This is a genomic window from Streptomyces sp. YIM 98790, assembly GCF_011421595.1.
In the GTDB taxonomy this organism is placed as follows: Bacteria; Actinomycetota; Actinomycetes; order Streptomycetales; family Streptomycetaceae; genus Streptomyces.
The window spans coordinates 22,420-45,248 of record NZ_WTLH01000028.1 but is presented as its reverse complement, the minus strand read 5'-3'; the positions used below and the strand labels follow the sequence as shown (position 1 = coordinate 45,248).

25 protein-coding genes and 1 pseudogene are annotated in these 22,829 nt (G+C 73.2%); 15 read left to right on the top strand and 11 right to left on the bottom strand.

Features of this window, described 5'->3' with window-relative positions; translation table 11 throughout:
- Positions 1-160: 160 nt before the first annotated feature.
- From GQS09_RS07750 to GQS09_RS07740, 3 genes are all read left to right on the top strand, one after another.
- Entirely contained in the window at positions 161-997 is an 837-nt protein-coding gene (locus GQS09_RS07750; RefSeq protein ID WP_165985247.1) for a class I SAM-dependent methyltransferase, read from the top strand.
- An 86-nt stretch (positions 998-1,083) separates the two neighbouring features.
- Positions 1,084-1,581 (top strand): hypothetical protein, encoded by a 498-nt coding sequence (locus GQS09_RS07745; RefSeq protein WP_165985246.1) that lies wholly within the window; start codon positions 1,084-1,086, stop codon positions 1,579-1,581.
- A 182-nt stretch (positions 1,582-1,763) separates the two neighbouring features.
- Positions 1,764-2,489 carry a Crp/Fnr family transcriptional regulator gene (locus GQS09_RS07740; protein WP_313896040.1) on the top strand — a complete coding sequence of 242 codons (726 nt, stop codon included), beginning with the start codon at positions 1,764-1,766 and terminating at the stop codon, positions 2,487-2,489.
- On the opposite strand, the gene GQS09_RS07735 is transcribed toward GQS09_RS07740, so the two are convergent.
- From GQS09_RS07735 to merA, 9 genes are all read right to left on the bottom strand, one after another.
- Positions 2,446-3,186: a CDP-alcohol phosphatidyltransferase family protein gene (locus GQS09_RS07735; RefSeq protein WP_313896039.1), complete on the bottom strand. Its 741-nt coding sequence runs from the start codon at positions 3,184-3,186 to the stop codon at positions 2,446-2,448. The genes GQS09_RS07740 and GQS09_RS07735 overlap by 44 nt on opposite strands.
- The gene (locus GQS09_RS07730; RefSeq protein WP_313896038.1) at positions 3,183-3,500 is read right to left on the bottom strand and encodes a zf-HC2 domain-containing protein; all 318 of its coding nucleotides are present in this window, start codon (positions 3,498-3,500) and stop codon (positions 3,183-3,185) included. The genes GQS09_RS07735 and GQS09_RS07730 overlap by 4 nt, the downstream gene beginning before the upstream one ends.
- Positions 3,497-4,069, bottom strand: a complete 573-nt coding sequence (locus tag GQS09_RS07725) for a sigma-70 family RNA polymerase sigma factor (protein WP_165985244.1) — start codon at positions 4,067-4,069, stop codon at positions 3,497-3,499. Before GQS09_RS07725 ends, GQS09_RS07730 begins: the two co-directional genes overlap by 4 nt.
- A gap of 93 nt (positions 4,070-4,162) precedes the next feature.
- Positions 4,163-4,480 carry a DUF427 domain-containing protein gene (locus GQS09_RS07720; RefSeq protein ID WP_165985243.1) on the bottom strand — a complete coding sequence of 106 codons (318 nt, stop codon included), beginning with the start codon at positions 4,478-4,480 and terminating at the stop codon, positions 4,163-4,165.
- 83 nt (positions 4,481-4,563) lie between these two features.
- Entirely contained in the window at positions 4,564-6,423 is a 1,860-nt protein-coding gene (locus tag GQS09_RS07715) for a glycoside hydrolase family 15 protein (protein ID WP_313896037.1), read from the bottom strand.
- 157 nt (positions 6,424-6,580) lie between these two features.
- Positions 6,581-7,141 (bottom strand): hypothetical protein, encoded by a 561-nt coding sequence (locus GQS09_RS07710; RefSeq protein ID WP_165985241.1) that lies wholly within the window; start codon positions 7,139-7,141, stop codon positions 6,581-6,583.
- A complete protein-coding gene (locus GQS09_RS07705; protein ID WP_165985240.1) occupies positions 7,138-8,832 on the bottom strand; it encodes a multicopper oxidase family protein in 1,695 nt (564 codons plus the stop codon). Before GQS09_RS07705 ends, GQS09_RS07710 begins: the two co-directional genes overlap by 4 nt.
- A 288-nt stretch (positions 8,833-9,120) precedes the next feature.
- Positions 9,121-9,639: an organomercurial lyase gene (merB, locus tag GQS09_RS07700; protein ID WP_207957562.1), complete on the bottom strand. Its 519-nt coding sequence runs from the start codon at positions 9,637-9,639 to the stop codon at positions 9,121-9,123.
- Positions 9,640-10,039: 400 nt separating this feature from the next.
- A complete protein-coding gene (gene merA, locus GQS09_RS07695; protein ID WP_313896041.1) occupies positions 10,040-11,470 on the bottom strand; it encodes a mercury(II) reductase in 1,431 nt (476 codons plus the stop codon).
- A gap of 127 nt (positions 11,471-11,597) precedes the next feature.
- On the opposite strand from merA, the gene GQS09_RS07690 reads away from it, so the two are divergent.
- From GQS09_RS07690 to GQS09_RS07670, 5 genes are all read left to right on the top strand, one after another.
- The gene (locus GQS09_RS07690; protein ID WP_165985238.1) at positions 11,598-11,981 is read left to right on the top strand and encodes a helix-turn-helix transcriptional regulator; all 384 of its coding nucleotides are present in this window, start codon (positions 11,598-11,600) and stop codon (positions 11,979-11,981) included.
- A gap of 118 nt (positions 11,982-12,099) precedes the next feature.
- On the top strand, positions 12,100-12,606 hold the full coding sequence (locus GQS09_RS07685) for a hypothetical protein (RefSeq protein ID WP_165985237.1): 507 nt from the start codon (positions 12,100-12,102) through the stop codon (positions 12,604-12,606).
- Positions 12,607-12,631: 25 nt separating this feature from the next.
- Positions 12,632-13,198, top strand: coding sequence for a redoxin domain-containing protein (locus GQS09_RS07680; protein ID WP_165985236.1), 567 nt, complete (start codon positions 12,632-12,634; stop codon positions 13,196-13,198).
- A gap of 8 nt (positions 13,199-13,206) precedes the next feature.
- Complete coding sequence (locus GQS09_RS07675) at positions 13,207-14,094, top strand: cytochrome c biogenesis CcdA family protein (RefSeq protein ID WP_165985235.1); 888 nt, start codon at positions 13,207-13,209, stop codon at positions 14,092-14,094.
- 147 nt (positions 14,095-14,241) lie between these two features.
- Positions 14,242-14,859: a haloacid dehalogenase type II gene (locus tag GQS09_RS07670; protein ID WP_243761200.1), complete on the top strand. Its 618-nt coding sequence runs from the start codon at positions 14,242-14,244 to the stop codon at positions 14,857-14,859.
- Between the two features lie 818 nt (positions 14,860-15,677).
- On the opposite strand, the gene GQS09_RS07665 is transcribed toward GQS09_RS07670, so the two are convergent.
- Positions 15,678-16,058, bottom strand: coding sequence for a nuclear transport factor 2 family protein (locus GQS09_RS07665; protein ID WP_279577711.1), 381 nt, complete (start codon positions 16,056-16,058; stop codon positions 15,678-15,680).
- A gap of 335 nt (positions 16,059-16,393) precedes the next feature.
- On the opposite strand from GQS09_RS07665, the gene GQS09_RS07660 reads away from it, so the two are divergent.
- The 5 genes from GQS09_RS07660 to GQS09_RS07640 all read left to right on the top strand — a co-directional run bounded on the left by GQS09_RS07660 (position 16,394) and on the right by GQS09_RS07640 (position 19,674).
- The gene (locus tag GQS09_RS07660; protein ID WP_165985234.1) at positions 16,394-16,732 is read left to right on the top strand and encodes a four-helix bundle copper-binding protein; all 339 of its coding nucleotides are present in this window, start codon (positions 16,394-16,396) and stop codon (positions 16,730-16,732) included.
- 154 nt (positions 16,733-16,886) lie between these two features.
- Entirely contained in the window at positions 16,887-17,609 is a 723-nt protein-coding gene (locus GQS09_RS07655; protein ID WP_165985233.1) for a deiodinase-like protein, read from the top strand.
- Positions 17,606-18,211, top strand: coding sequence for a vitamin K epoxide reductase family protein (locus GQS09_RS07650; protein ID WP_165985232.1), 606 nt, complete (start codon positions 17,606-17,608; stop codon positions 18,209-18,211). The genes GQS09_RS07655 and GQS09_RS07650 overlap by 4 nt, the downstream gene beginning before the upstream one ends.
- 225 nt (positions 18,212-18,436) lie before the next feature.
- The gene (locus GQS09_RS07645) at positions 18,437-18,940 is read left to right on the top strand and encodes a hypothetical protein (protein ID WP_165985231.1); all 504 of its coding nucleotides are present in this window, start codon (positions 18,437-18,439) and stop codon (positions 18,938-18,940) included.
- 248 nt (positions 18,941-19,188) lie between these two features.
- The gene (locus GQS09_RS07640) at positions 19,189-19,674 is read left to right on the top strand and encodes a hypothetical protein (protein ID WP_165985230.1); all 486 of its coding nucleotides are present in this window, start codon (positions 19,189-19,191) and stop codon (positions 19,672-19,674) included.
- 273 nt (positions 19,675-19,947) lie between these two features.
- On the opposite strand, the gene GQS09_RS07635 is transcribed toward GQS09_RS07640, so the two are convergent.
- Entirely contained in the window at positions 19,948-20,490 is a 543-nt protein-coding gene (locus GQS09_RS07635) for a hypothetical protein (RefSeq protein ID WP_165985229.1), read from the bottom strand.
- A 424-nt stretch (positions 20,491-20,914) separates the two neighbouring features.
- Here GQS09_RS07635 and GQS09_RS07630 point away from each other — a divergent pair, with 424 nt between their 5' ends.
- Both GQS09_RS07630 and GQS09_RS07625 read left to right on the top strand, forming a co-directional pair.
- Positions 20,915-22,279 carry an NAD(P)/FAD-dependent oxidoreductase gene (locus tag GQS09_RS07630; protein ID WP_165985228.1) on the top strand — a complete coding sequence of 455 codons (1,365 nt, stop codon included), beginning with the start codon at positions 20,915-20,917 and terminating at the stop codon, positions 22,277-22,279.
- Positions 22,280-22,619: 340 nt separating this feature from the next.
- Positions 22,620-22,799: pseudogene (locus GQS09_RS07625) on the top strand (DNA-binding protein); the annotation flags it as partial.
- Positions 22,800-22,829: the final 30 nt, after the last annotated feature.

The window sequence follows — 22,829 nt, the reverse complement described above, 5'->3', positions numbered from 1 at the left end:
TTCTGCGCCTACAACTCCGCCGGCTACCGCGAACAGGTCCGGGCGCAGCAGTCCGGCGTGCCGGTCGCCGACGTCGCGCCCAACGCCCTGCCGCTGGCCGACCGCCTCACCGACACCCCCCACGGCTCCAAAACCCTGCGCGACACCCCCGGTGACGGCCATGACCACGCCTGACGCCCAGCCTGACGCCCACGCGGCCGAGCAGCTCAAGTCCTGCTGCGCCGACGCCTACGCCCGCGATGTCGTGGTCCTGCTGCTGGGGGAGTCCTACCACCCCGGCGGCACGGCGCTCACCCGCCGCCTGGCCGACGCCCTCGGCCTGGCGCCCGGCCGCCGCCTGCTGGACGTGGCGAGCGGGCGCGGCACCACCGCGCTGCTGCTCGCCGACGCCCACCGCGGGATCACCGCCCACGGGGTGGACTACTCCCCCGCCCACACCGCGCTGGCCACCGGCGCGGCCCAGGCGGCCGGGCTCGCCGACCGGGTCACCTTCGCCACCGGCGACGCCGAGCATCTGCCCTGCCCGGACGGCGCGTTCGACGCTGTGATCTGCGAGTGCGCGCTGTGCACCTTCCCGGACAAGGCGCGGGCGGCGGCCGAGTTCGCCCGGGTGCTGCGGCCCGGCGGCCGGGCCGGCATCAGCGATGTCACCGCCGACGCCGGCCGCCTGCCCCCGGATCTCACCGGCCTCGCCGCCCGTATCGCCTGTGTCGCCGACGCCCGCCCCCTGGACGAGTACGCCCGGCTGCTGGCCGCCGCCGGGCTGCGCGTGCTGCGCACCGAACGCCACGACCAGGCCCTGCTGCGCATGATCGATCAGATCGAGGCCCGGCTGAAACTGCTGGCCATGACCGCCCCCGGCAAGCTGGCCGCCGCCGGGCTGGACGGCGGCCCGCAGGCCGCCCGCCCCGCCCTGGCCGCCGCCCGCCGCGCGGTGGCCGGCGGCCACCTCGGCTACGCCCTCCTCATCGCCGAGAAACCGGCGGCAGAAGCGTGAGCGCCGTCACATTCACTGCCCTGCCCCCCTTCTAGCGTCGGAAAGGAACGGAGCGGAAACTCCCGGACCGAGGAAGGAACCTCACCATGACTGCCACCACATCCCCGACCACCGTGCACGTCTCCCCGCGCACCGCCGTCCTTCCCGTGCACGCCCTGTGGGGCGCGGCCGGCGGCCTCGTCGGCGGGATCGGCATGGGCATCTGGATGTCCGTCTCGAAGCCGATGATGGACACCGCCATGATCACCATGGTCGCCGGGCTGCTCGGCTCCACCAGCGCACTCGCCGGCTGGCTGATCCACCTGGCCATCGCCGTCAGCGCCGGGGCGGGCTTCGGCGTGCTGCTCGGCCACCTGGTGCGCGGCCCGGTGCCCGGGGTGCTGCTGGGCCTGGTCTACGGCGTGGCCTGGTGGGTGCTGGGCGCGCTGTGGATCATGCCGGCGAATATGGGCATGCCGGTCTTCGAGCTGAACGACGTGACCCGCTCCAGCCTCGGCGCCCACCTGGTCTTCGGCGCCCTGCTGGGCCTGGCCTACGCCTTCATCGCCAAGGCCATGGCCGGCGGCCGTACGGGCGGCTCGTGATGAGCGGCGACGGCACAGGAACCGGTCCGGCCCCGCGGCGTGCGGGGCCGGACCCGGCAACCGGCAGTAGCAGGCAGGAGCTGCACTACTGTCTTCCCGGACACGCGGCGACGCTGGCCGCACCGGCCTGGGGGGCGGCGCCGCCGCCCTGGGCCCCCGGACGACGCGAGGAGATCAACCAGGTGAACGCAGCCCTGGACCCCGCCGGGCAGGGAGAGGACCCGGACCGCACCTGGTGCATGTCCGAGGTGGACATCTTCCGCGACCTCGACGAGACGGAGATGGCCGCCATCTCGGAAGCGGCGCCCATGAAGACCTACGCCGCCGGCGAACTGCTGCACACCCCGCACCAGCCGGTCGAGACACTGTTCATCCTCAAACGCGGACGGATCCGCATCTTCCGCGTCTCCGCCGACGGCCGAGCCCTGACCTGCGCCATCATCACCCCCGGCACCATCTTCGGCGAGATGATCCTGCTCGGGCAGCGGATGTACGACAACTTCGCCGAAGCCCTGGAGGAGGTCACGGTGTGCGTGATGTCCCGGGCCGACGTGCAGCGGTTCCTGCTGGCCGCCGCCCGCATCACCGCCATCCTCGGCCGCCGCCTGGCCGACCTGGAGCAGCGCCTGTCCGACTCCGTCTTCAAGACCGTGCCCCAGCGCATCGCCACCACCCTGACCACCCTCACCGCCGAACGGTCCGGGACCCGCACCGCCGCCGCCCTGCGGCCCGGAGCCCGCCACCCGCAGGTGGCCCTCACCCACGAACAGCTCGCCGCCCTCGCCGGGACCTCCCGGGAGACCACCACCAAGGTCCTGCACGACTACGCCGACCGCGGCCTGCTGAAACTCGCCCGCGGCCGGATCACCATCCTCGACCCCGACCGCCTGCGCGACCAGGCCGGCTGACCCCCGCGAGCTGCCGGGCGGCCAGCACCGCCTGCATGGCCGCCGCCGGGCGCAGCAGCACCGGCCGCGGGGCCTGCGCCATCCGCCCCCGGGCCACACTCACCGCGGTCACCGCGGCCACCGGAGCGGCCCAGGCCACCAGCGCGGCGGTGCGCAGGCGGCGGTCGGGCTCGCGTCGCAGCGCCAGGTGGGTCCAGAACGCGGCATCCGCCAGATGGTCGGCATAGGCGCCGAAGGGCGTGACCGTGCGGCGGTGGCGGGCCAGACGGCCGTCGGCCAGGTCCAGGCCGATCGCCAGCGCCCCGGCCCAGCGGGAACGTCCGGCGGGCAGCGCCGGAAGGTTCGCCCGGGCCAGGGTGAGGACATCCGCCAGGGAGAGATGGCTGCGCTCCTGAAGAAGCCCCAGATGCGTGGCGGCGAGCAGCCAGCTGCCCGCCACCCAGTACCGACCCCTGCCTCGGGTGGCGGCCAGGGCGGCGCCGTGCAGCACGGTCACCTCCAGCAGCGCGCCGGGCCGGAGGGCCGCCTGCACCACGGAGCGGCGGCTCGCCCGGCCGACGAAGCGCAGCCACGCTGAGGGGCTGCCCCATCCGTCGGCGCGCAGGCCCGCCAGCAGCGCGTCGGTCGCTGCCCGGCTGCCCGGCAGCAGGGCCACCGCCGCGGCCGACAGGCCCGCGCGGCCGGCGTCAGCGGTCACGCGTTCTCCCGCGGCCCGCTCCGGCCGCCACCGTCGCGCAGCAACGATTCCCCGAATGCCTCCAGCCGGGCCACCGCGTCCGGCGGCGGGGCCTGGCGGCGGGCCAGGGAGGCCTTGATCTCCCGGTAGACGGTGGCTTCCAGGCCGCAGCGGCGGCAGTCTTCGACATGATCGGCCACCCGCCGGGCGGTGGCCTCGTCGATCTCCCCGTCCAGGTATGCCTGGAGGACCTGCGCCACCTGGGCGCACTGCATCACGCGGCGGCGCCGGGCCGGGAAGCGGCCGCGCCACCAGGTTGTCCATCGGCTTGTCACATCGCACCCCGCCTCGTGCCTGTCAGCCCCGCCGCCTGAAGCCTCATCCTGATCCGCTTGCGCGCCCGGTGCAGTCTGCTCATCACCGTGCCCTCCGGGACGTCCAGCACCTGCGCTGCCTCGGCGTAGGACAGGCCCTCCACGTCCACCAACGCCACCACCTGCCGGTGCTTGACCGGCAGTGCGGCCAGCGCGGCGTCCACCACCGCGTCGAAGGTCTCCCCCACCACCACGTCCTCCGGGGTGGCGCCGGCCGCTCCCGGCGGCGGCCCTGCCAGCCGTTCCAGTTCCTCATCCGGGTCGTCCAGCAGGTAGGGACGCCGGCTCCGGTTCCGGCTGATCTCGGTGCGCCGCAGAATCGTCAGCAGCCAGGCCCGCGGGTGCCGGCCGTCGAAGCGGTCCACCGCCCGGTAGGCGCGGATGAGGGTGTCCTGCACCAGATCCTCGGCGTCCGCCGGCTGCGCGGTCAGCGTCATCGCCACCCGCAGCAGCACCTCCACCTCGGGCAGCACGTACCGGGCGAACGCCTGCTCACGCGCGGACGCCGCGGGGGAAACCGGTTCTTCCACGCACCGGGAACCCGCCGCGGCGTCTGTTCCATTCCCCGTCCCGTCCGCCTCATCGCTGTCCCCGCTGTCCGCCCGGGGCGCCTTTGCCGGCGCTCAGAGGGCGGATCGGTTGCCGGCCTCTTCCGGGGCTTCCTGGACGGTGACGCCGTGCCAGAAGGCGACGTGGTCCTTGATACGGCGGGCCAGCGGGCTGGGGTGGGGGTAGTACCAGGCGGCGTCCGGATTCACCTGGTCCCCGACGCGGAGGGTGAGGTAGCGGGCCTTGCCCTTCCAGAAGCACAGCGAGGTGGTGGGGCTGTCCTCGAAGAACTCGCGGCGCAGCGAGTCCGGCGGAAAGTAGTGATTGCCCTCCACCATCACGGTCTGGGGTGCCTCGGCGATCACGGTTCGCTGCCACACGGCGCGCATCATGTCGGCTGCTCCTTACGGTCCGGTCGGGTCCGGTTCTGCCGCCAGGGGAACGCGCCGCGGTCGTGTACGGCTTCCCTCCCGGCTCAGGCCGGTGCAGCTTCTGACGCGGTCTGTTCGGCCTGGTGGATGGCCCAGGCGGCGTTGACCAGGCCGATGTGGCTGAACGCCTGGGGGAAGTTGCCCAGCGCCTCCCCGGTGGCGGGGTGGGCCTGTTCGGAGAGCAGGCCCAAATCGTTGGCGCAGGCCGCGGCGGCCTCAAAGGTGGTGCGGGCGGCGGCGGTGCGGCCGGCCAGGGCCTGGGCCTGGGCGAGCCAGAAGGTGCACAGCAGGAAGCTGCCCTCCTCGCCGGGCAGCCCGTCCGCTCCGGGGCCGGTGAGGTAGCGGCGGACCAGGCCATGGCGGTCGGTCAGCCGCGCGGCAATCTGCTCCAGGGTGGCCAGGACGCGCGGGTCGGAGGCGGGCAGGAATCCGGAGATCGGCAGTACCAGGGCGGAGGCGTCCAGGCGGGCGCTGCCGAAGGACTGGGTGAAGGCGCCGGTCTGTTCATGGAAGCCCTTGGTCTCGATCGCGGTGCGGATCCGGTCGCGGGCCTGCCTCCAGATCCGCCTGTGGTGGTCATCGGCGCCGAGGCGGCCGGCCAGGTGCAGTGCCCGGTCCAGCGCCACCCAGCACATGAGTTTGGAGTGCAGGTAGTGCCGGGACTCTCCGCAGATTTCCCAGATGCCGTGGTCGGGCTGGTGCCAGGAGGCGGCAGCGGTGTCGGCCAGGCGGATCAGGAAGGCGCGCAGGGCGGGGTCGGCGGCGGGCAGCCGGTCGGCGAAACGGGCGGCGGTGGCCAGCAGTTCACCGTAGACGTCGAGCTGGTGCTGGCGCCAGGCGCCGTTGCCCACACGCACCGGGCGGGAGCCGCGCCAGCCGCGCAGGTGCGGCAGTTCCCGCTCGGTCAGGTCGTGTTCGCCGCCGATGCCGTACATGATCTGCAGCTGCGCCCCCGGCGAGGCGGTGGCCGCGGCATCGGCCATGAAGGTGAAGAACTCCTCCGCCTCGTCCGGGCAGGCCGCCACCCACAGCGCGTCCATGGCCAGCGCGGCGTCCCGCACCCAGGTGTAGCGGTAGTCCCAGTTGCGCTCCCCGCCGACCTCCTCGGGCAGCGAGGTGGTGGCGGCGGCCAGCAGCGCGCCGCTGGGCTGGTAGGACAGCGCCTGGAGCACCCGCCCGCTGTGCCGCACCAGCTCCGCCCAGGGCCCGTCGTAACCCCGGTGACCGTCGGACCAGGCACGCCAGCCGGTGATGGTCTCCGCCAGGCGGTGGGCGATCTTCTCCTGGCCGAGCAGCCTGGGTCGCGGGGCGGCCAGTGGCGCCCACTGCAGGGCGAAGTGGAGGCTCTGCCCGGCCCGCAGGGTGATGGTGCCGTGCGCGGTGCCATTGTCGGTGACGGTCAGCGGAACGGGGCAGGACAGGGCGAGCGCGGCCGGGCCGCCACGGGCCCGCAAGCCGCCGTCCTCGGGCCGCAGCACGGGCACGACCAGGCCGTACTCGGGACGCGGGCAGTACTCCACGGCCAGCTCCACCTCACCGGCGCTGCACGCGGCGGAGCGGATCAGCAGATGCGGGGCACCGGCGCCCAGCCGGTGCGGACCCTCGCCAGGACCTAGAGCCAGCGCATCCGTCACCTCAAGGGTGCCGGCCGGGGTGGTGAACGCCGTGCGCAGCACCATGGTGCCGGGCAGGTACTCACGGGTGCTCTGCGCCGGTCCGGCGGGGCGCAGGCTCCAGCGGCCGGCGCCCGGGTCGAGCAGCGCGCCGAACACCGACGGGCTGTCGAAGCGAGGAAAGCACAGCCAGTCCACGCCGCCGTCCCGCCCCACCAGGGCGGCGCTGTGCCGGTCCGACAGCAGCCCGTAGTCCCCGATCGAGGCCGTGGCGGTGCTGGTCGAGGTCACGGTCATGGCTCACCGCCGGTGACTGTGCGGCCGCCGGCCCGGCAGCCGCTGTCGGTTACGGTCCCGGCTGCACGAGTGCACCCGGTCCTCGCTCCGGAAACCCGCTCACGCCGCCCCTGCGTTCCCTGCGCTTGCCGTACGTCCGGGGCGCTCCGGTTCACGGTGGCGCGGACAGGGCGCTCTGGGGGATGCCGACGAGGAGGGTGAGGACGTAGGTGAGCGGGCTGCCGGTGTCCAGCCCGATGTCCTCGGGGTGCTCGGGCTCGGGGTCGGCGCGCAGGCAGATCGCCACCGACCCGAGGCCGGTGACGGTGTAGTCGAAGGTCTGCAAGGTGGCATAGCCGTCGATGCGGCCTTCGTTGGGCAGCTCGCCGCGGCCGGTGAGGACGGCGTGGGCGTGCAGCGGACGGAGCCGGTCGGCGGGGGCGGTGGGGCGGCAGTCCGGGCCGGTGTGGGGGTGCCAGCGGGCCGGGGTGGCGGGGAGCTGGATCTGGAGGCGGGCGCCGGAGGGCACGCTCTGCGGCAGCCAGGTGCCGTTCCACCACCACAGGGCGTCGCGGTGCTGCTGGGTGAACAGATACGGCTCACCAAAGGGCGTGATGGGCGGCGCGGCGGCGCCCGGGGCCACGGGCCCGGCCGGGCCGCCGGCCGCTGCGGGGCAGGCGGCCAGCAGGGCGGTGGCGGTCAGGGCCAGGGCGAGCGGGCGCCTCATGCTCATGCCGGGCCCCCGGGCGGGGCGATCAGGAGGGTGCCCATCATGCCGTTGTCCTCGTGGGGCAGGATGTGGCAGTGGAAGACCGTTTTGCCGGTGATGTCGGGCCGGAAGAAGGTGCGCAGGGTGAATTCCCCGTTCGGCGGCAGCCGGAAGGTGTCCCACCAGATCGCCGGGTCGGTCTGCCAGGAGGTGTCGCCGGGCGGGATGCCCTTGACGTCGATCACCTGGAAGGGATTGACGTGCAGGTGCACCGGATGCTGGAAGACGTCCTCGTTGACGATCCGCCACTCCTCCACCGTCCCGGCCTGCACTTCCTGGTCGATGCGGTCGGGATCGAAGAGCCTGCCGTCGATGGGGAACCGCACGCCCAGGCCCTCGCGGCCGGAGATGTCGCCGGAGAAGACCAGGGTACGGCGGCGGGCCACGGGCAGATCCGGCATGCGCGGCGGCTCCACCAGGCGGGTCGGGATGCGGCCGGCCGAGCGCGCGCCGGTCACGTGCAGGGTGCCCAGTTCAAGATCCGGCCGCTCCCCGCCGGGGTGGCCCTGGTCGTAGCCGCGGGCGTAGATGCGGTACCGGCCCGGCTCGCCGCCGCGGACGATGAACTCGGCGCGGTTGGCCGAGGCCAGCATGATGCCCGGCACGGGGCGGGGCTCGGCGAAGGGGATGCCGTCCTGGCCGATCTGGTACAGCAGGTGGCCCTGGATGTGCAGCCACATCGAGCGGTGCGGGGCGGCGTTCAGCACCCGCCAGCGCTGCACCTCGCCGGGGCGGATGGCGGCGACCGGCCTCAGCTGTCCGTTGAGCAGCGGCAGCATGGTGGTGGGCACGGCCGGCACGGTGGTGAAGGGGTTGTCGCCGCCGGTGGGCAGCACCACGGCGACGGGGTTCTCGCCGCGGGCGTCGATGCGGAGCATGGAGATCACCACCACCCGCTCGCGCATGGCGGCGATCTCCGGGACCTGGTCGATCTCGCCCTCCACCACCATCGGCCCGGCCAGCCCGGACCAGGCCTGGTGGGTGGTGGAGCCGTGGTGGTGCGGGTGGTACCAGTGCAGCCCGCCGGGCTGATCGGCCGGGATGTCGTACCCGTACTGCCACTCCTCGCCGGGGTCGATGCGGACGAAGACATTGTCGGCGTGGCCCTCGGGCGAGACCTGAAGGCCATGGGTGTGCAGGTTGGTGGCCACCGCCTGCTGGACGATGCCCTCCCCGGCGGCCAGGGCGTGGGCGGCCTCCGGCACACAGTTCAGCGCCTCGTCCGCCGCGCCGTGACCGGAGTGCGCGGAGCCGTCCTGCCAGGTCTCGGCGCACAGCGGCGGCAGGGCGTCCGGCGGCACGCCGGTGGGCACCATCCGGTTGCGCAGCAGGATCCGCACCCGGTCCCCGGGCGCGAACCGCAGCAGCTCACCCGGGATCTGCCCGTTGTAGGTGTCCAGGTGCAGCCGCCGCCCGCCCACCACCGGCCGTGCCGCGGCCACCGTCAGCGTGTGCTCCAGCACCCCGCCGCTGGAGCGGATCTCCGGCAGATCCTGCAGCGGCGCCCCCGCCCCCGTCGGGACACGCGCCTCGGCCGCCGGCCCGCCACGGGCCGCATACCACCAGGCGCCCGTACCGGCCAGCGCCGCCCCGGCACCGATCCCGCCCAGACCGCGCAGCACCCGCCGCCGGGACGGTGTCCTGTACCGGCTCATCTGTGATCGGACCTCCTTCCCCGTCGCCGCACCGCCCGGAACCTCCGGCCTTGCCGTGTGTTGTTCTGCGGTGTCCGGGCCGCGGGGAAACCCGGGGCGGGCGGACGGCCCTCTGCCGAGGGACCTGATTCACCCGTCCGGGGCGGCCTGACACCGGGAGGTGTCAGCACGGCGACAGTGAGGGCGAGCCGGGGCCGGTGCGCGGGTTTACCCGGCGTGCCGCACCCGGGCCCGGCGGCGCCTAGCTAGTCTTCGGCCTGGCCATGGCCGCCTCACTCGTCCTGGCCTTCACCGCGGTCCGGCGGCGCGACCTGGCCCGGCACCGCGCATGCTGAGCGGTTCCGCGCTCAGCAGCAGCCGGACGGGGCGGTGCCGCCGGTGAGGATCTGCCGGACGAGCGGCCGTGCCAGGTCGTGGGGCCTCGGCGGCGGACAGGACCCGGGAGCCCGGGTGGCCGGCCAGCCAGTCCCCGGCGGTCTCGGCGCCGGTGAAGAAGTGGATCTCGTTGCAGAAGCCGGTGCGCAGGGAGACCGGGGCCTGGCCGGCGGGAAGCGAGACGGCCGCGGTGGGCGGGTCCACACCGGTGGGCCCCTGCGGGGCCACGGTCAGCCGTACCGGCTCGCCGGTGGCCCGGCAGGGGGAGGTCACCCGGGCGGTGTGGCCCAGGACGGCGGGGAAGATCAGGGTGTCGAGCGCGCACCAGGTGTACAGCGTGCGGCCGTCGGTTTCGTAGCGGTGCGCGGTGGGGTTGAGGGTCAGGCCGTAGCCGGTGATGCGTCCGTCGGCGTCGTACTCGGTGTCGGGCATCACCGTCAGCGCCTGGCGGATCTCCCCGGTGGGTACGGCCGGCCTCGGCGGCGAGCCGGCTGGGGGGTGACGGGCTCACCGGCCGCCAGCAGCGTCAGTAGATGACGCAGAAGGGTCAGGTCCAGGCCGGGAGCGCTGGTGAGCGCGTCATGGAGCGGGCGGCAAGTTCTCGGTGCGGTGTCCACGGTTGGGGTCCTTCCTTGTACGGCAGGGTCCGATGTGACGGATCGCAGGGTCTGACCCCGGGGTGGGGTCAGACCCTCGGGGCACAGCGGGGCACCGGCCCGGCACAGATCCTGTCCGGCCGGCCGGTACCCCCGTCCCGTCCGGCGGGACGGTCGCCGACCGTGATCGGCCGGGTCCGGCTCGCACTCATGAACCGATTCCTTCCCGGGCGGCTTCAACTGGCGCAGCAGGACAGCTTGGTGATGTCGCGGGTGTAGGTCTGGGCGGCGAGCTTCAGCCCTTCGGCCATGGTCAGGTAGGGGCACCACAGGTCGGCCATCTGCTGCACGGTCATCTCGTTCGCCAGCGCGTAGACGGCGGTGGCGATGACGTCTCCGGCGCCGTCGGCCAAGGCGTGCGCGCCGAGCAGGCGGCCGGTGGCGGCGTCGGCGACGAGTTTGATCACGCCGCGGGTGTCGCGGTTGACCAGGGCTCGGGGCACGTGCTCCAGGGGCAGGACGCGGCAGTCGCAGGTGTGGCCGCGGGCGACGGCCTGCGCGTCGGTCAGGCCGGCGGAGGCGATGGCCGGGCTGGTGAAGGTGACCCTGGGCAGGTGGTGGTAGTCCACCGTGCGCCCGGCGCCGTCGAAGGCGTTGTCGGCGACCAGCGCGCCGTGGGCGGAGGCGACGTAGACGAACTGGGGGTGCCCGGTGACGTCCCCGGCCGCCCAGATCCGCGGGTTCGCCGTGCGCAGATGCTCGTCGACGACGACTTCGCCCCGCTCGCCTGTTCCGGCTCCGACCGCGTCCAGGCTCAGGCCGTCGGTGACCGGACGGCGGCCGGTGGCCACCAGCAGCTCGTCGGCGCGCAGCGGAAACTCGCGGTCGTCGCCGGTGCGGGCGGTGGCCACGATCCCGCGCGCGTCCCGGCGCACCGCGGTCAGGCGGGTGTGGGTGTGGACGGTGATGCCCTCATCCGCGAAGACGTCCTGAAGGGCGGCGGAGATCTCGGGTTCCTCGCCGGAGGTCAGGCGACTGCGCGCGATCACGGTGACCTTGCTGCCCAGGCGGGCGAAAAGCTGCGCCTGCTCCAGCCCGACATACCCGGCACCGAGGACCAGCAGGCTCTCCGGCCGGGCGTCCAGGTCCATCGCGGTGGTGGAGGTCAGGTAGCCGGCCTCCTGAAGCCCGTCGACGGGCGGCGCCCACGGAGCCGAGCCGGTCGCGATCAGGTAGTGCGCGGCCTCGATGCGGCGGCTGCCGCCGCCGTCGGCTGGCGCCACGTCCAGGGCGGGATTGTCCCGGTCACCGGTGAAGCGGGCGGTGCCCTCTAGGATGTCCCAGCCGTACTCGGCGGCCAGGTCCGTGTACTTCTCCGCCCGCATCTGCTGGACCAGCGCGTCCTTGCCGTCGATCAGCGCCTCGAAGTCCACCGGCCCGGTCCCGGTCCGGATGCCGGGGAAACGCCGCCCTTCGAGCGCGCTGCGGCGGGCCTCGGCCGCGGCCAGCAGCGCCTTGGACGGCACACAGCCGGTGTTCACGCACGTCCCGCCGGTAGCGGCCCGCTCAACCATCACCACCGACCGGCCCTTGCGACGGGCGGCGATCGCAGCGGCGAATGCCCCGCCCCCGGAACCGACGACCGCCAGATCGAACCCGTTGTCCACTGCGCTCACCGCAGCACCTCCTCGCTCGCGGGCCCCGTGAGACCGGCACCGTTCTATGCGCTTTCCCGAAGAGCACTTGAAGCCATACTATGCGGCTAGGCGAATAGTTCCACTTGTGGAGGCTCCGATGACCAACCGCACCACCGACCCGGCCCTTCCCGACCGGGGAAGCGCGCCGGAGGCGCCGTGTACCCACCTGGACACGGTGGCGAAGTTCTTCCGAGCCCTGGCCGACCCCACCCGTCTGAAGCTGCTGGAGTACGTCCTTCGCGGCGAGCGCACCTCCGCCGACTGCGCCGCCTACGCCGGCATCTCCCAGCCGCGCATCTCGGTGCACCTGTCCTGCCTGGTCGCCTGCGGCTACGTCACCGCCCGCCGTGACGGCAAGAAGCTGCGCTATTCCGTGGGCGACCCGCGCGTCGCCGACCTGATCGTGCTGGCCCGCTCCCTCGCCGCGGACAACGCCACCGCCCTGACCTGCTGCAGCCGCATCCCCGACAGCCAGGGCTGAACCACAGTAGGCACCCGGCCGTGACCGGTTGCGCAGTGGCCCCGCACCTACCGGAGCAGGCACGGCCGCCGCCGGGGCCGGTGCCGCCCTGTTCCTGTACTGCCCCGGACCGTCACGGGTGACCGGTTGCGCGGATCCAGGGCGCCACAAGGGGGCCTTCGGCCGGCTGCGCGACACCCGTGCCCCCTGTCTGTCCGAACCGGCGCTCGCCGTGCGCACCCCCTGGGTCACGCTCTTCCTCGGCCCGGTCAACCTGCTGCTGGGCGCGGTACTCGCGGCGACGGGCGGGGCGGGCCTGGCGGTGGCGCTGGCCGCCCGGGACGCCGCCGCCTGCCGCCTGCCGCGTGGCCGCACCGGCGCCGGGGCGGGGCTGCTGGGCGTGCTGCCGGCCTTCCTGCTCGGCTTCGCCTGCTGCGTGCCCGCTCTCCTCCTCGCCGTGGGCACCTCCAGCGCCGCCGCGGTCCTGCCCTTCGTCGTGCCGCTGCGGCCCGTCTTCCACCCGCTGTCCCTGGCACTGGTCATCGCCTCACTGGTGTGGAACGGCCGACGGCTATCAGCCGCCGCGGCGGTGAAAAGGTGGAAGCCGCAGAGCCGCCCGCGGGTTTCCGGGCCGTCAGATGCATGATCACCGACCGGAGGGACACCCACTGATGCGTACCGGAAAGCCCGTCGCCGTCCTGGCGGCCTCCGCCGCCGCGCTGCTCGTGCTCGCCGCCTGCGGCAGCGACGACCCGGCCGAGCCCGGGAGCGGCGCCGGCGCGCCGTCGTCGGCCACCGGCGGCACTCAGCCGGACGAGCAGCCCCAGGTGCCTGCGGAGCTGGACTTCTCCACCACCACGGTCACGGGTGAGGATTTCGAGGGCGCCTCGCTGGCCGGCTCCCCGGCGGTGCTGTGGTTCTGGGCGCCCTGGTGCGCGGTCTGCGCGGGCGAGGCCGCCGGGGTCCGGGCCGCGCAGGAGGAGTGGGGTGAGCAGATCACCTTCGTCGGCATCCCCGGCAAGGGCAGCCCCGAGGACGACCTGAAGTTCGTCACCGACCATCATCTGGACGGTTTCGAGCACGCCCGGGACACCGACGGCCTGGTGTGGAGCGGCTTCGGCGTGGTCTCCCAGCCCGCGTTCGCGTTCCTCGACGCCGACGGCAGCATCGAGACCGTGCCCGGGGCGTTGGACGAGGCCGAGCTGGACGCCCGGCTGGCCGCCCTGGCCGAGGGCTGAGGCCGGCGATGACCGGCGTACCGCTCGCCCTTGCCGTCACCGCCGGGATGCTGGCGGCTGTCAACCCCTGCGGCTTCGCTCTCCTCCCGGCCTACCTCGGGCTGTTCGTCGGCGGCGGAGCGGACAGGGCCGGGCGCGGTGCCGCGCTGCGCCGGGCGGCCGTGGCCACCGGTGCCATGACGGCCGGCTTCGCCGTGGTCTTCGGCACCTTCGGGCTGGTGGTCTCTCCGCTGGCGCTGTCGGTGGAGCGGTGGCTGCCGTGGGTGACGGTGGTGATCGGGGCGGTGCTGGTGGCCACCGGCGGCTGGCTGCTGTCCGGGCGGGAGCTGAAGCTGCCGCTGCCCAAGGCCGGGCCGGCGGGCCGCAACCCCGCCGACTCCGCCCGGGGTATGGCGCTGTTCGGCGTCTCCTACGCCATCGCCTCGCTCTCCTGCACCGTCGGCCCGTTCCTTGCCATCACCGCCACTGCTTTCCGCGGCGGGAGCCTGCCGGGAGTAGTGGCGGTCTTCCTCGGCTACGCGGCCGGTATGGGCGCGGTGGTCGGGGTGCTCACCCTGGCCGCCGCGCTCTCCCGGCGGGCGGTGGCCGCCGGGCTGCGCCGGGCCCTGCCGTATGTCACCCGTGTCTCCGGCGTGCTGCTGCTGCTCGCCGGGGCCTATGTGGCCTACTACGGCTGGTACGAGATCCGCCTGCTGCACGGCGGGAGCGCCGCCGTGCAGGATCCGGTCATCACCTGGGCCACCGGTCTCCAGGGCGATCTGACCCGGCTGCTGGACGACCTCGGCTTCTGGCCGCTCGCCCTGGCCGCCGCCGTCCTTGCAGCCGCGCCGGCGGTCGCCGCGCGCATACGGCGCCGCCGACGGCGCGGCGTCCCCGTGCCGGACCGCAGCAGGTGAGGCACCTGTGCGGTGGCGGGGTTCCGGCCCGCCACCGCACAGGTGCCGCGCGGCGCCGGCCCGCCCGGCGGGCTGCGGTCCTAGCGTGAGCGGTGCGGCGGCGGTACCGCCGCAAACGCCCCAGCCCCGCGCCCACCGGAGGTGGCCATGCCGCACCACGCCCGCCCGGTCCTGGTCTTCGACGTGAACGAGACCCTCAGCGACCTCTCCCCCCTGCGCACCCGCCTGGAGGAGACCGGCGCCCCGGGTGATCTGCTGCCCGCCTGGTTCGCCGGGGTGCTGCGCGACGGCTTCGCCCTGACCGTCGCCGGTGCCTACGCGGACTTCGCCGACCTGGCCCGCAGCGGGCTCCACAGGCTGCTGCTCGCCCAGCCCGGCTGGTCCGCAGATGCCCGCGAAGCGGCCCGGCACGTGGTGGAGGGCTTCCAGGAGCTGACCGTGCACCCGGACGTCTCCGACGGGGTGCGGGCCCTGCGGGACACCGGCTTCCGGCTGCTCACCATGACCAACGGCAGCGCCGCCCTCACCGCCCGGCTGCTCGGCCGGGCCGGCCTCGCCGACTGCTTCGAGGCACTGCTGGACGTCGGCGGCCCCCGCTGCTGGAAGCCCGCACCGGCCGCCTACCACTACGCGGTGCGGCACGCCGGCGTGGCACCGGAGCAGGCCGCCCTGGTCGCCGCCCACCCCTGGGACATCGACGGCGCCCGCCGCGCCGGCCTGGCCGCCGCCTGGATCCGCCGCGGCGCCCCGCCTATCCGCAGGTGATGACCGAGCCCACCTGGACCGCCGACGACCTGCGGGAACTGGTCAATGTCCTGCTCGCCGCCCGCGACAGGCCCGCCGCCGGATGAGGCGTTGGCCCGGGGTTTTCCGCCAACACGCCGCGACCCTGCACCATTGAGGCGTTGCGGAGCCGTCACGTCATGCCGACCTGCCCGGTCGGACGGCGTTTCACCGGCGAATATCGGGGCCGGTTTCGATGATCCGGCATACGACGGCGTCGCCGCCGGCCTTGCGGATGTCGTCGGCGGTGCGGCGGGCGGCGAGCAGGGCGCGGCGCAGCTGACGCAGTTCGGCCAGGGTGCGGTCGATGTGCTCCAGGTGACCGCGTGGAGCATCAGCCGAAGGTCCTACCGGCGGGTCAAGCAGAACGTCGCCCTGGCCTTCACCTTCAACGGCATCGGCGTCCCCCTGGCCACCACCGGCCCGGCCTCCTCCGCCAGACCATCGCCGGGGTCGGCCGCACCACCCGCGTCCCCGCGCCCCCGGTCGGCAACCGGACACCCCGCATAACAGCCTCCGCGGAAGTCGGCCGCCCTGCGGCTGCATCACCACCCGGCGCGATGGCAGGAAGCTGCGCTGCTCCGTCTCCATCGGCGACCCGCGCGCGGCCGGCCTCATCCTTCTGGCCCGCTCCCCGGCCGCGGCCAATGCCACCGCCCTGACCTGCTGCACCCCATCCCCGACAGCCAGGGCTGACAGACATCCCATGCGCTGAGGTGTCAAGCAGCGAATGGTTCGCTGAGCAGTCCCTTCGGCGCGCGCCCTGCCGCATGCACAGTCCGCGCGCGCCTTCGCCCGGCTCACCGGAAGCCGAGCCGGAAGGGCTGGAACCACCGGCGCCGCAGACCCTTGGGCTTCCTGTGCGGCGGATGCTGCCACCGCTCGATGGTGCAGTGGATTGTCTGGCCGGTGATGCGTCCGTCTCGGATCAGGAAGGAGTCGGCTCCGTCACGCACCCGCCCCGCCGCGGATTCGGCGGTCCATTCCAGGAAGGCCGGCTCGCCGTCCACCAGTAGTACCGTGCGGTACGCAAACCGTGCATCAGGCAGTTCCTGCTGCAATCGTTGCGCCAGTTCTTTCGCCCCGGCATGCCCCCGCGACACCCCGAGCGTGCACAGGACCACAACGTCCTCGGCATAGTTGCGCCGCAGGTCTTCTTCGACCGAGCCCGCCTGCGACAGGTGCAGATGGTCGTCGAGAACCTGCCGTGCGCTGCGCCTTCCTGACCCATGCGGTCCTCTCCTGCCGTGTCCGTACTCCCTCTACGGCTACCAGCGGCTGCCCCGGACCGCGACCCACGCCGGGACTGAAGGGCTTACGCAATTCTTGTCCGGTCCGGCCGGCTGCCGCTGCCGCCTCGGCCGTCTCTGCGGCGCCAGGAGACTCCTGCCGGTGCGGCACGGCGGACGGGCGGCCGGGCGCCACCCGCACCGAAGAGCCAACCGTGTGAAATCCCGGACAAACCCCGGCTGCGCCGCCCCGAAAAGGCCCCCACCCCCGAAAAAGGAGAGCCGCCATGGCCACAGCCCTGGCCCCCCAGGAGACCCGTGAGTGCATCGACGCCTGCAACGACTGCGCGGTCGCCTGCCACGCCTGCGCCGATCACTGTACCGAGGCCTCCGACCCGCAACTGCTCGCCTGCATCCGGAACTGCCTGACCTGCGCCGACGCCTGCCTGGCCTGCCTGCCCTCCCTGGCCCGCGCCACCAACTACGAGGAGCTGTGCCGGGCCTGCGCCGAACTGTGCGACGCCTGTGCCGCCGAATGCGAACGCCATGACGACCAGATGATGCGCCAGTGCGCCAAAGCCTGCCGCCGCGCAGCGCGGGCCTGCCGCCAAATGGCCGGCGCCTGACCGCCTGCCCGGCCACCGCCGGACAGCGCAGGCGGAAACGCCGGGCCGCAGACACCACGCCCCATGGGAAACGGGAAGCCGCCCCCACGCCCCTCCTGCCCTGACCGCCCTCACCAGCGGGTTCATTCCGGGCCGGCAGGGAACCCCGAGGGCTATGACCTACCGATACCCCCACTTCCACACCCGCCTGGTCCTCGAGGACCTGCGCTTCACCACCGGCCCGCGTCCCGGTGAGGCGATGCCGGACTTCGACCTGCCCACCACGGACGGCGGGCGCGTCCGCAAGGAGGACTTCCTGGGCAGGAGGCCGCTGCTGCTGACCGTGGGATCGGTGACCTGCCCGATGACGGCGGCCGCCGACCCTGCCCTGAAACGGCTCCACGCCGATTACGGGGACCGGGTGGCTTTCGTGACGCTCTACGTCCGCGAGGCGCACCCAGGCGACCACTACCCGCAGCCCGACACCATGGAGCGCAAGCTCGCCCATGCCCGTGACCTGCGCAACCGTGACGGACTGCCGTGGCCGGTCGCCGTGGACGACATCGACGGCACCCTGCACCAGCGGCTCGACCCCAAACCGAACCCGGCCTACCTGATGGACACCACCGGCACCGTCGCCTTCCGCACCCTGTGGTCCGACGACCGCGCACCCGTGCTGCGCAAGGCGCTCGACGCGGTGCTGGCCGGGAAATCCCCGGTGGGGCAGCGCCAGGGCCGGATGGTGCCGATGCTGCGCGGCGTGGCGGAGATGGACCGGATGCTCACGCTGTCCGGCCCGACCGCGCGGCGTGATGTGCGGCGGGGCGCCCCGCCCATGTACGCCATGGCCCGGCTGATGGGCGCCGCCAGACGCCGCCGCACCGAGGAGCACGCATGAGGCGCCACCGCCCGGACACCGGCGGCCGGGAACGCCGCGGGCCGTCCTCCCGCGAGATCCGCCCCGGGCACCAGGGTATCGGCCGCCGCTCCCCCGCCGCGGCGGAACAGGTCAGCGACGACCTGCGGCTGGGCAGCGGCGACCTCCTACAGCAGCGGCGGCGCGTCGCGGCCCTGGGCCTGGGGGCGGCGACCGCCTACGCCGTGGTCGCCCTCTACCAGTTCGGCCTGGTCAAGCACCTGCCCGAACCGCCGCTGCCGGGCGTGGACGCGGACCGGGTGGACGCCAGCGGCGAGGCCTACGCCCTGCTGCACACTCCCGACGCGGCCCTCGGCCTGGCCAGCGTGGGCGCCACCCTCGCCCTGACCGGGGCCGGAAGCAGACGCAGGCACCGGGAACGGCCCTGGCTCGTGTTCGCGGCCACCGGCAAGGTCGCCGCGGACGCCGCCATGGCACTCTGGCTGACCGCCGAGCAGCTCACCAAGCACCGCAGGATCTGCTCCTGGTGCACCCTGGCCGCCGCCTGCCACCTCGCGGCCGTCCCGCCCGCCGCCGCCGAGGCCCGCGCTGCCCTCTCCGCCGCCCGCCGACACCGGCCATGACAGGCCTGGCCCGCAACACGTCCGCGGCCGCCGCCGCTGCTTGCCGGGCAACCCAGAAAACGGAAGGGGCGGCAACCACCGGAAAGTCAGCTTCCCGAAACGCCGTGGACCTGCACGGCGAAATCGAGCAGCAGCCCGGAAACAGGCGTGAACACCGCGGAAGGCCGCTGCCCACCGTACACGGCGAACCTCGGTGAGTATCACCGTCACGGAAAGGGAGACACGATGGGGTTCGAGTTCTGGCCGGCCGTGGTCGCCGGATTCTGCGGCGCTTTGATCATGACCGTGATGATGGTGATGATGCGGAGTGCCGGAATGACCCGGATGGACATGGCGCTCATGCAGGGAGCGATGTTCACCGGCGAGGAAACCAAAGCCAGAGCAATGGGCATGTTCACCCATCTGGTGATCATGGGTGCGCTCGTGTTCGGGATGCTGTATGCCGCCTTGTTCGCCCTGTTCGACACGTCGGCCGGTAACGCCTGGTGGGTGGGTGGGCTCATCGGGGTCGTCCACGGCCTGATCGCCGGAATGGCGATGGCGATGATGCCGGCGATGCACCCGCGGATGCGGAAGACGGCGGCCGCGCAGGAACCGGCACAGCCCCTCGAACTCGATCCGCCAGGAATGTTCGCGAGGAACTACGGCAGCGCAACACCACCCGGGATCATCATGGGCCATGTGGTGTACGGGCTGGTCGTCGGCGTGGTCTACGCCGTACTGACCTGACCGCTCCGCCGGTCCTCTCCCACGGGCCGCGGGAGAGCCGCCGGATGATGCGAGGAATTCTCATCCGGAGTTCCCGGCCCGGGCTCATGGCCGCTCACCGGCGCCCGTCAGCGGCGCTCACCGGTGGCCGAAGGAGGGTGGAGGGGAACACCTGCTCATCGCGTCGAAGGGAATCTGTCATGGCACAGCCACAGCCGCAGCCGCAGGGAAGAGCCGGCACGGCGGCTGTGCGGGGGTGGCGGGATGCGTTGTCGGATCTGCTGACCCGGGGCGTGGCGGCGGGGCTGTTCGCCGGGTTCGCGTTCCTGCTGGCGAACATGTGGTACGCCCTCAGCCAGGACAACCCGCCGGTGGGTCCGCTGCAGGTCATCTCCACCGTCTTCCACGGCTCCGACGCCCCGGACCCCTCCCCCGCCAACGCGCTGGTCGGGCTGGTGATGCACACGGCGCTGTCCATGGCCTTCGGCATGGGCTTCGCCGTGCTGATGCTGCTGGTGCCGATGCTGATGCGAACCTGGCCGCTGCTGATCGGCGCGGCCCTGGTGTACGGCCTTGCCCTGTACGTGGTGAACTTCCAGATCCTGGGCCGTACGGCGTATCCGTTCTTCACCGACCCGGCCGGCCCGAACCAGGTCCTTGAGCTCCTCGTCCACCCGCTGGTCTTCGGTCTCTTCCTCGTCCCCTTCTTCCTGCGCAGCCCCGGCTCCCCCATCCGGCCCGGACCGGGAGCCTGACCGACCGAGCCGCGGCCGCAGCAGCGGCGAACAGGCCCAGGTCCCCATGGCACCAGACCGCTCCGACGCGAGGACGCCCGCACGCGGCGAGGGGCTCGCGTGCCGATGCAGACCACACCGACCGGGCCTGACGCCTGGCAGCGGGCACCGAGCCGGCACCGCTCGTACACGCCCCGCCGCGGGTTCCGCGAGGAGGGTCCCGGGCCCGCCCTCCGTCTGGCCGCAGCGCCGAGGGCTGCTCCGTTTCTTGGACGGCGCAGAACGGCCCCCGGCTCATCGACGCCCGGGCACCGCGAGGAAGAAGGGAACCATCAGCAATCCGAAGACGAAGACGTGGGCAAGCCCACCGAAGACCTGGAACTCCACCGCGGACGGGGAGAAAGCGGTAAAGATGAACCTGCCCAGTACGTGCAGATTCACCACCCACAACACCAGGCCGAAGCCGAGCGCACCCGCCACCAGCCCTCTGACCGAGCGCAGCCACGGCACCAGCAGCAACCCGAACCCCATGCCGAATCCCAGGGACAGTGCGCCGTGCGTCACCAGACCCACTACCGCCTCTTCGGGGCTGTGCACCGGCACCTCCGAAGCGCGGAAGACGGTCGCCATGATGTACATCGGGGACAGCGCCGACATGCCCTGGCTCAACGCGAACCACATGTGCGCCAGCAGGAACACCACACCGGCCACAAGCCCGCCCGCCACGCCGCGGAGCAGCAGGCCCCCCGGATCGAGCGGGCGACGCTCCCCCGCACTGGCCACCCGCGGCACACCTCGCCCGCCCGGCCCGAAAAGCCGCTCCAGCAGCGCCGTCACACCGCACCGAATTTCCGGAGCAACATGCCCACCTCTTGCATATCCAGGACCTCCTCGGTCAGATAATCCGCCCGCTCGCTCATTGTTCGATTTTGTGACCACGGCCGTAACCCATCGGCACCGACGTATCGCCGTCTCAGGGCCCGTTCATTCCGCGTTGCCGGAAAACAAAGCCGAGAAGACCGGGAAATGAGGCCCGGCGGCAGCAGCCGCAGCCTCCGCCGAAAGCGCGGCGGTGCCGGCCGCCGGGAAACGCGGTCCGGAAAATCGAGCATGCGCAGGGCAGGTCCGGCACCATGAACTGCGGGGCCCGGCGGACCCGCGCGGCCTGCCGGGACCGGGCCGGCCACTGTGCATGACGGGGCCGGCCACAGCCGGCGACCGCCCCGGCCCGCGGGGCGGCCCGGACACCCAGGGAGCGGCGATGACAGAGCACTATGACGCAATCGTGGTCGGCATGGGCCCCGGCGGTGAGGTCGCGGCCTCCCGTCTCCTTGGCTCCGGGCGGCACGTCGCGATCGTGGAACAGGAACTGATCGGAGGGGAGTGCGCCTACTGGGCCTGCATTCCCTCCAAGACTCTGCTGCGGCCCCTCGAGGCCCGCGCCGCGGCCGGCCGGGCCGCCGGACTCGGCGACCCGTCCCTGGACTGGCCCGCGCTGCGCGACTACCGCGACTACATGATCCGCCGCCTGGACGACACCGCACAGGCGGACGGCTACCGCAAGCAGGGCGCCACCGTCGTCAGGGGAACCGCACGTCTGGCCGGACCCGGACGTGTCCTGGCCGACGGGCGGGAACTGACGGCCGACCATGTCATCCTCGCCACCGGCTCGGAACCTGTCCGGCCGCCCGTCGAGGGCCTGGACCGGGTACCGGTGTGGACCAACCGGGAGGCCACCACCCTGACCGAGATCCCCCGGCGCGCCGTGCTGATCGGCGGAAGCGCCGTCGGCGTGGAACTCGGCCAGTTCCTGTCCCGCATGGGCACCCGGGTCACCATCATCCAGCGCGCCGAACGCCTGCTCGACCGGGAGGATCCCCGCCTCGGCGAAAGCGTCGCAGGCCACCTGGCCGCCGAGGGCATCGAACTGCGGCTGGGCACCCAGGCTCGCAGCGCTCGCCGCCGCGGCGGCGAGACGGTGATCGAACTCAGCGACGGCACCACCGTGTCCACCGATGTCGTCGTCCTCGGCACCGGACGCAGGCCCCGCACCGGCGGCCTCGGCCTGGAGACCATGGGAATCCGTCCCGGGCCGCACGGCGAGCTGCCCATCGATGAGCACGGCCGCCTGGCCGACGGACTGTGGGCACTCGGCGACGTGACCGGGATCGCCATGTTCACCCACGTCGCCAAATACCAGGCCCGCATCGTCACCGACGCCATCCTCGGCAGACCCCGGGCGGCCGACTACACCGCCGTGCCCCGGGTGGTCTTCGCCGATCCCGAGATCGCCGCCGTGGGCCTGACCGAAGCCCAGGCCCGTCGGGGCGGCATCACCACCGCACGCGCCGAGCTCGACCTTCCCCGGGCCATCGCCCGCCCCTGGACCTACGAGACCGACCCCCGCGGCACCCTCGCCCTCCTCGCCGACGCCGACCGGCACACCCTGATCGGCGCCTGGACCGTCGCACCACAGGCCGGGGAATGGATCCACACCGCCGCCCTGGCCATCCGCCACCGGATCCCGGTCTCCGCACTGGCCGACACCATCGCCCAGTTCCCCACCTACACCGAAGCCCTCACCCAGACCGCCGGACGCCTGGCCCGCGACCTCCGTCCGCGGTGAGAGAGCCCACACCGGCCCTTTCCCCCGGCCCCTTCCCGGCGGGCGAAGGGCGGCGGGACAGCCACCGGAACCCCGCGCCTCCCACACACCGCCATCGCCGCCGGCATGCCGCCATCCGACTGTTCATCGGAATGCCACCCGCGCAGGGCGAGCGAGTCTTCCCGGAGCCGGCCGCACCCTGCGAGACCAGGAAGCCGAATGCGGCAGACTCTGAGCGCGCAATTTCCGCACTCCCCACCGAGGAGGATTGACGGTAGGGTACCTGGCTTGCCTGAGCCTACTGGCAAGTACTCGATCACCATGCCAGGGGACGGGCGGAACGAACGCCGCGTGAGCCGCCGTCGCCCGCCACGCCGCGCCCCTCCTGGCCGACGCCGGCGTGCACGGCCACAAGTACGCCATCGACGCCATGCTCAGCGCCACCGCCCTCGCAGCCCCCGGCCCCGTCACGATCCTGACCTCCGATCCGGAGGACGTCACCATGCTGTGCGGCGGGCGTGCCGCGGTCATCAAGATCTGATGTGTCAGCCGGTTACCGCTTGCGGCCGAT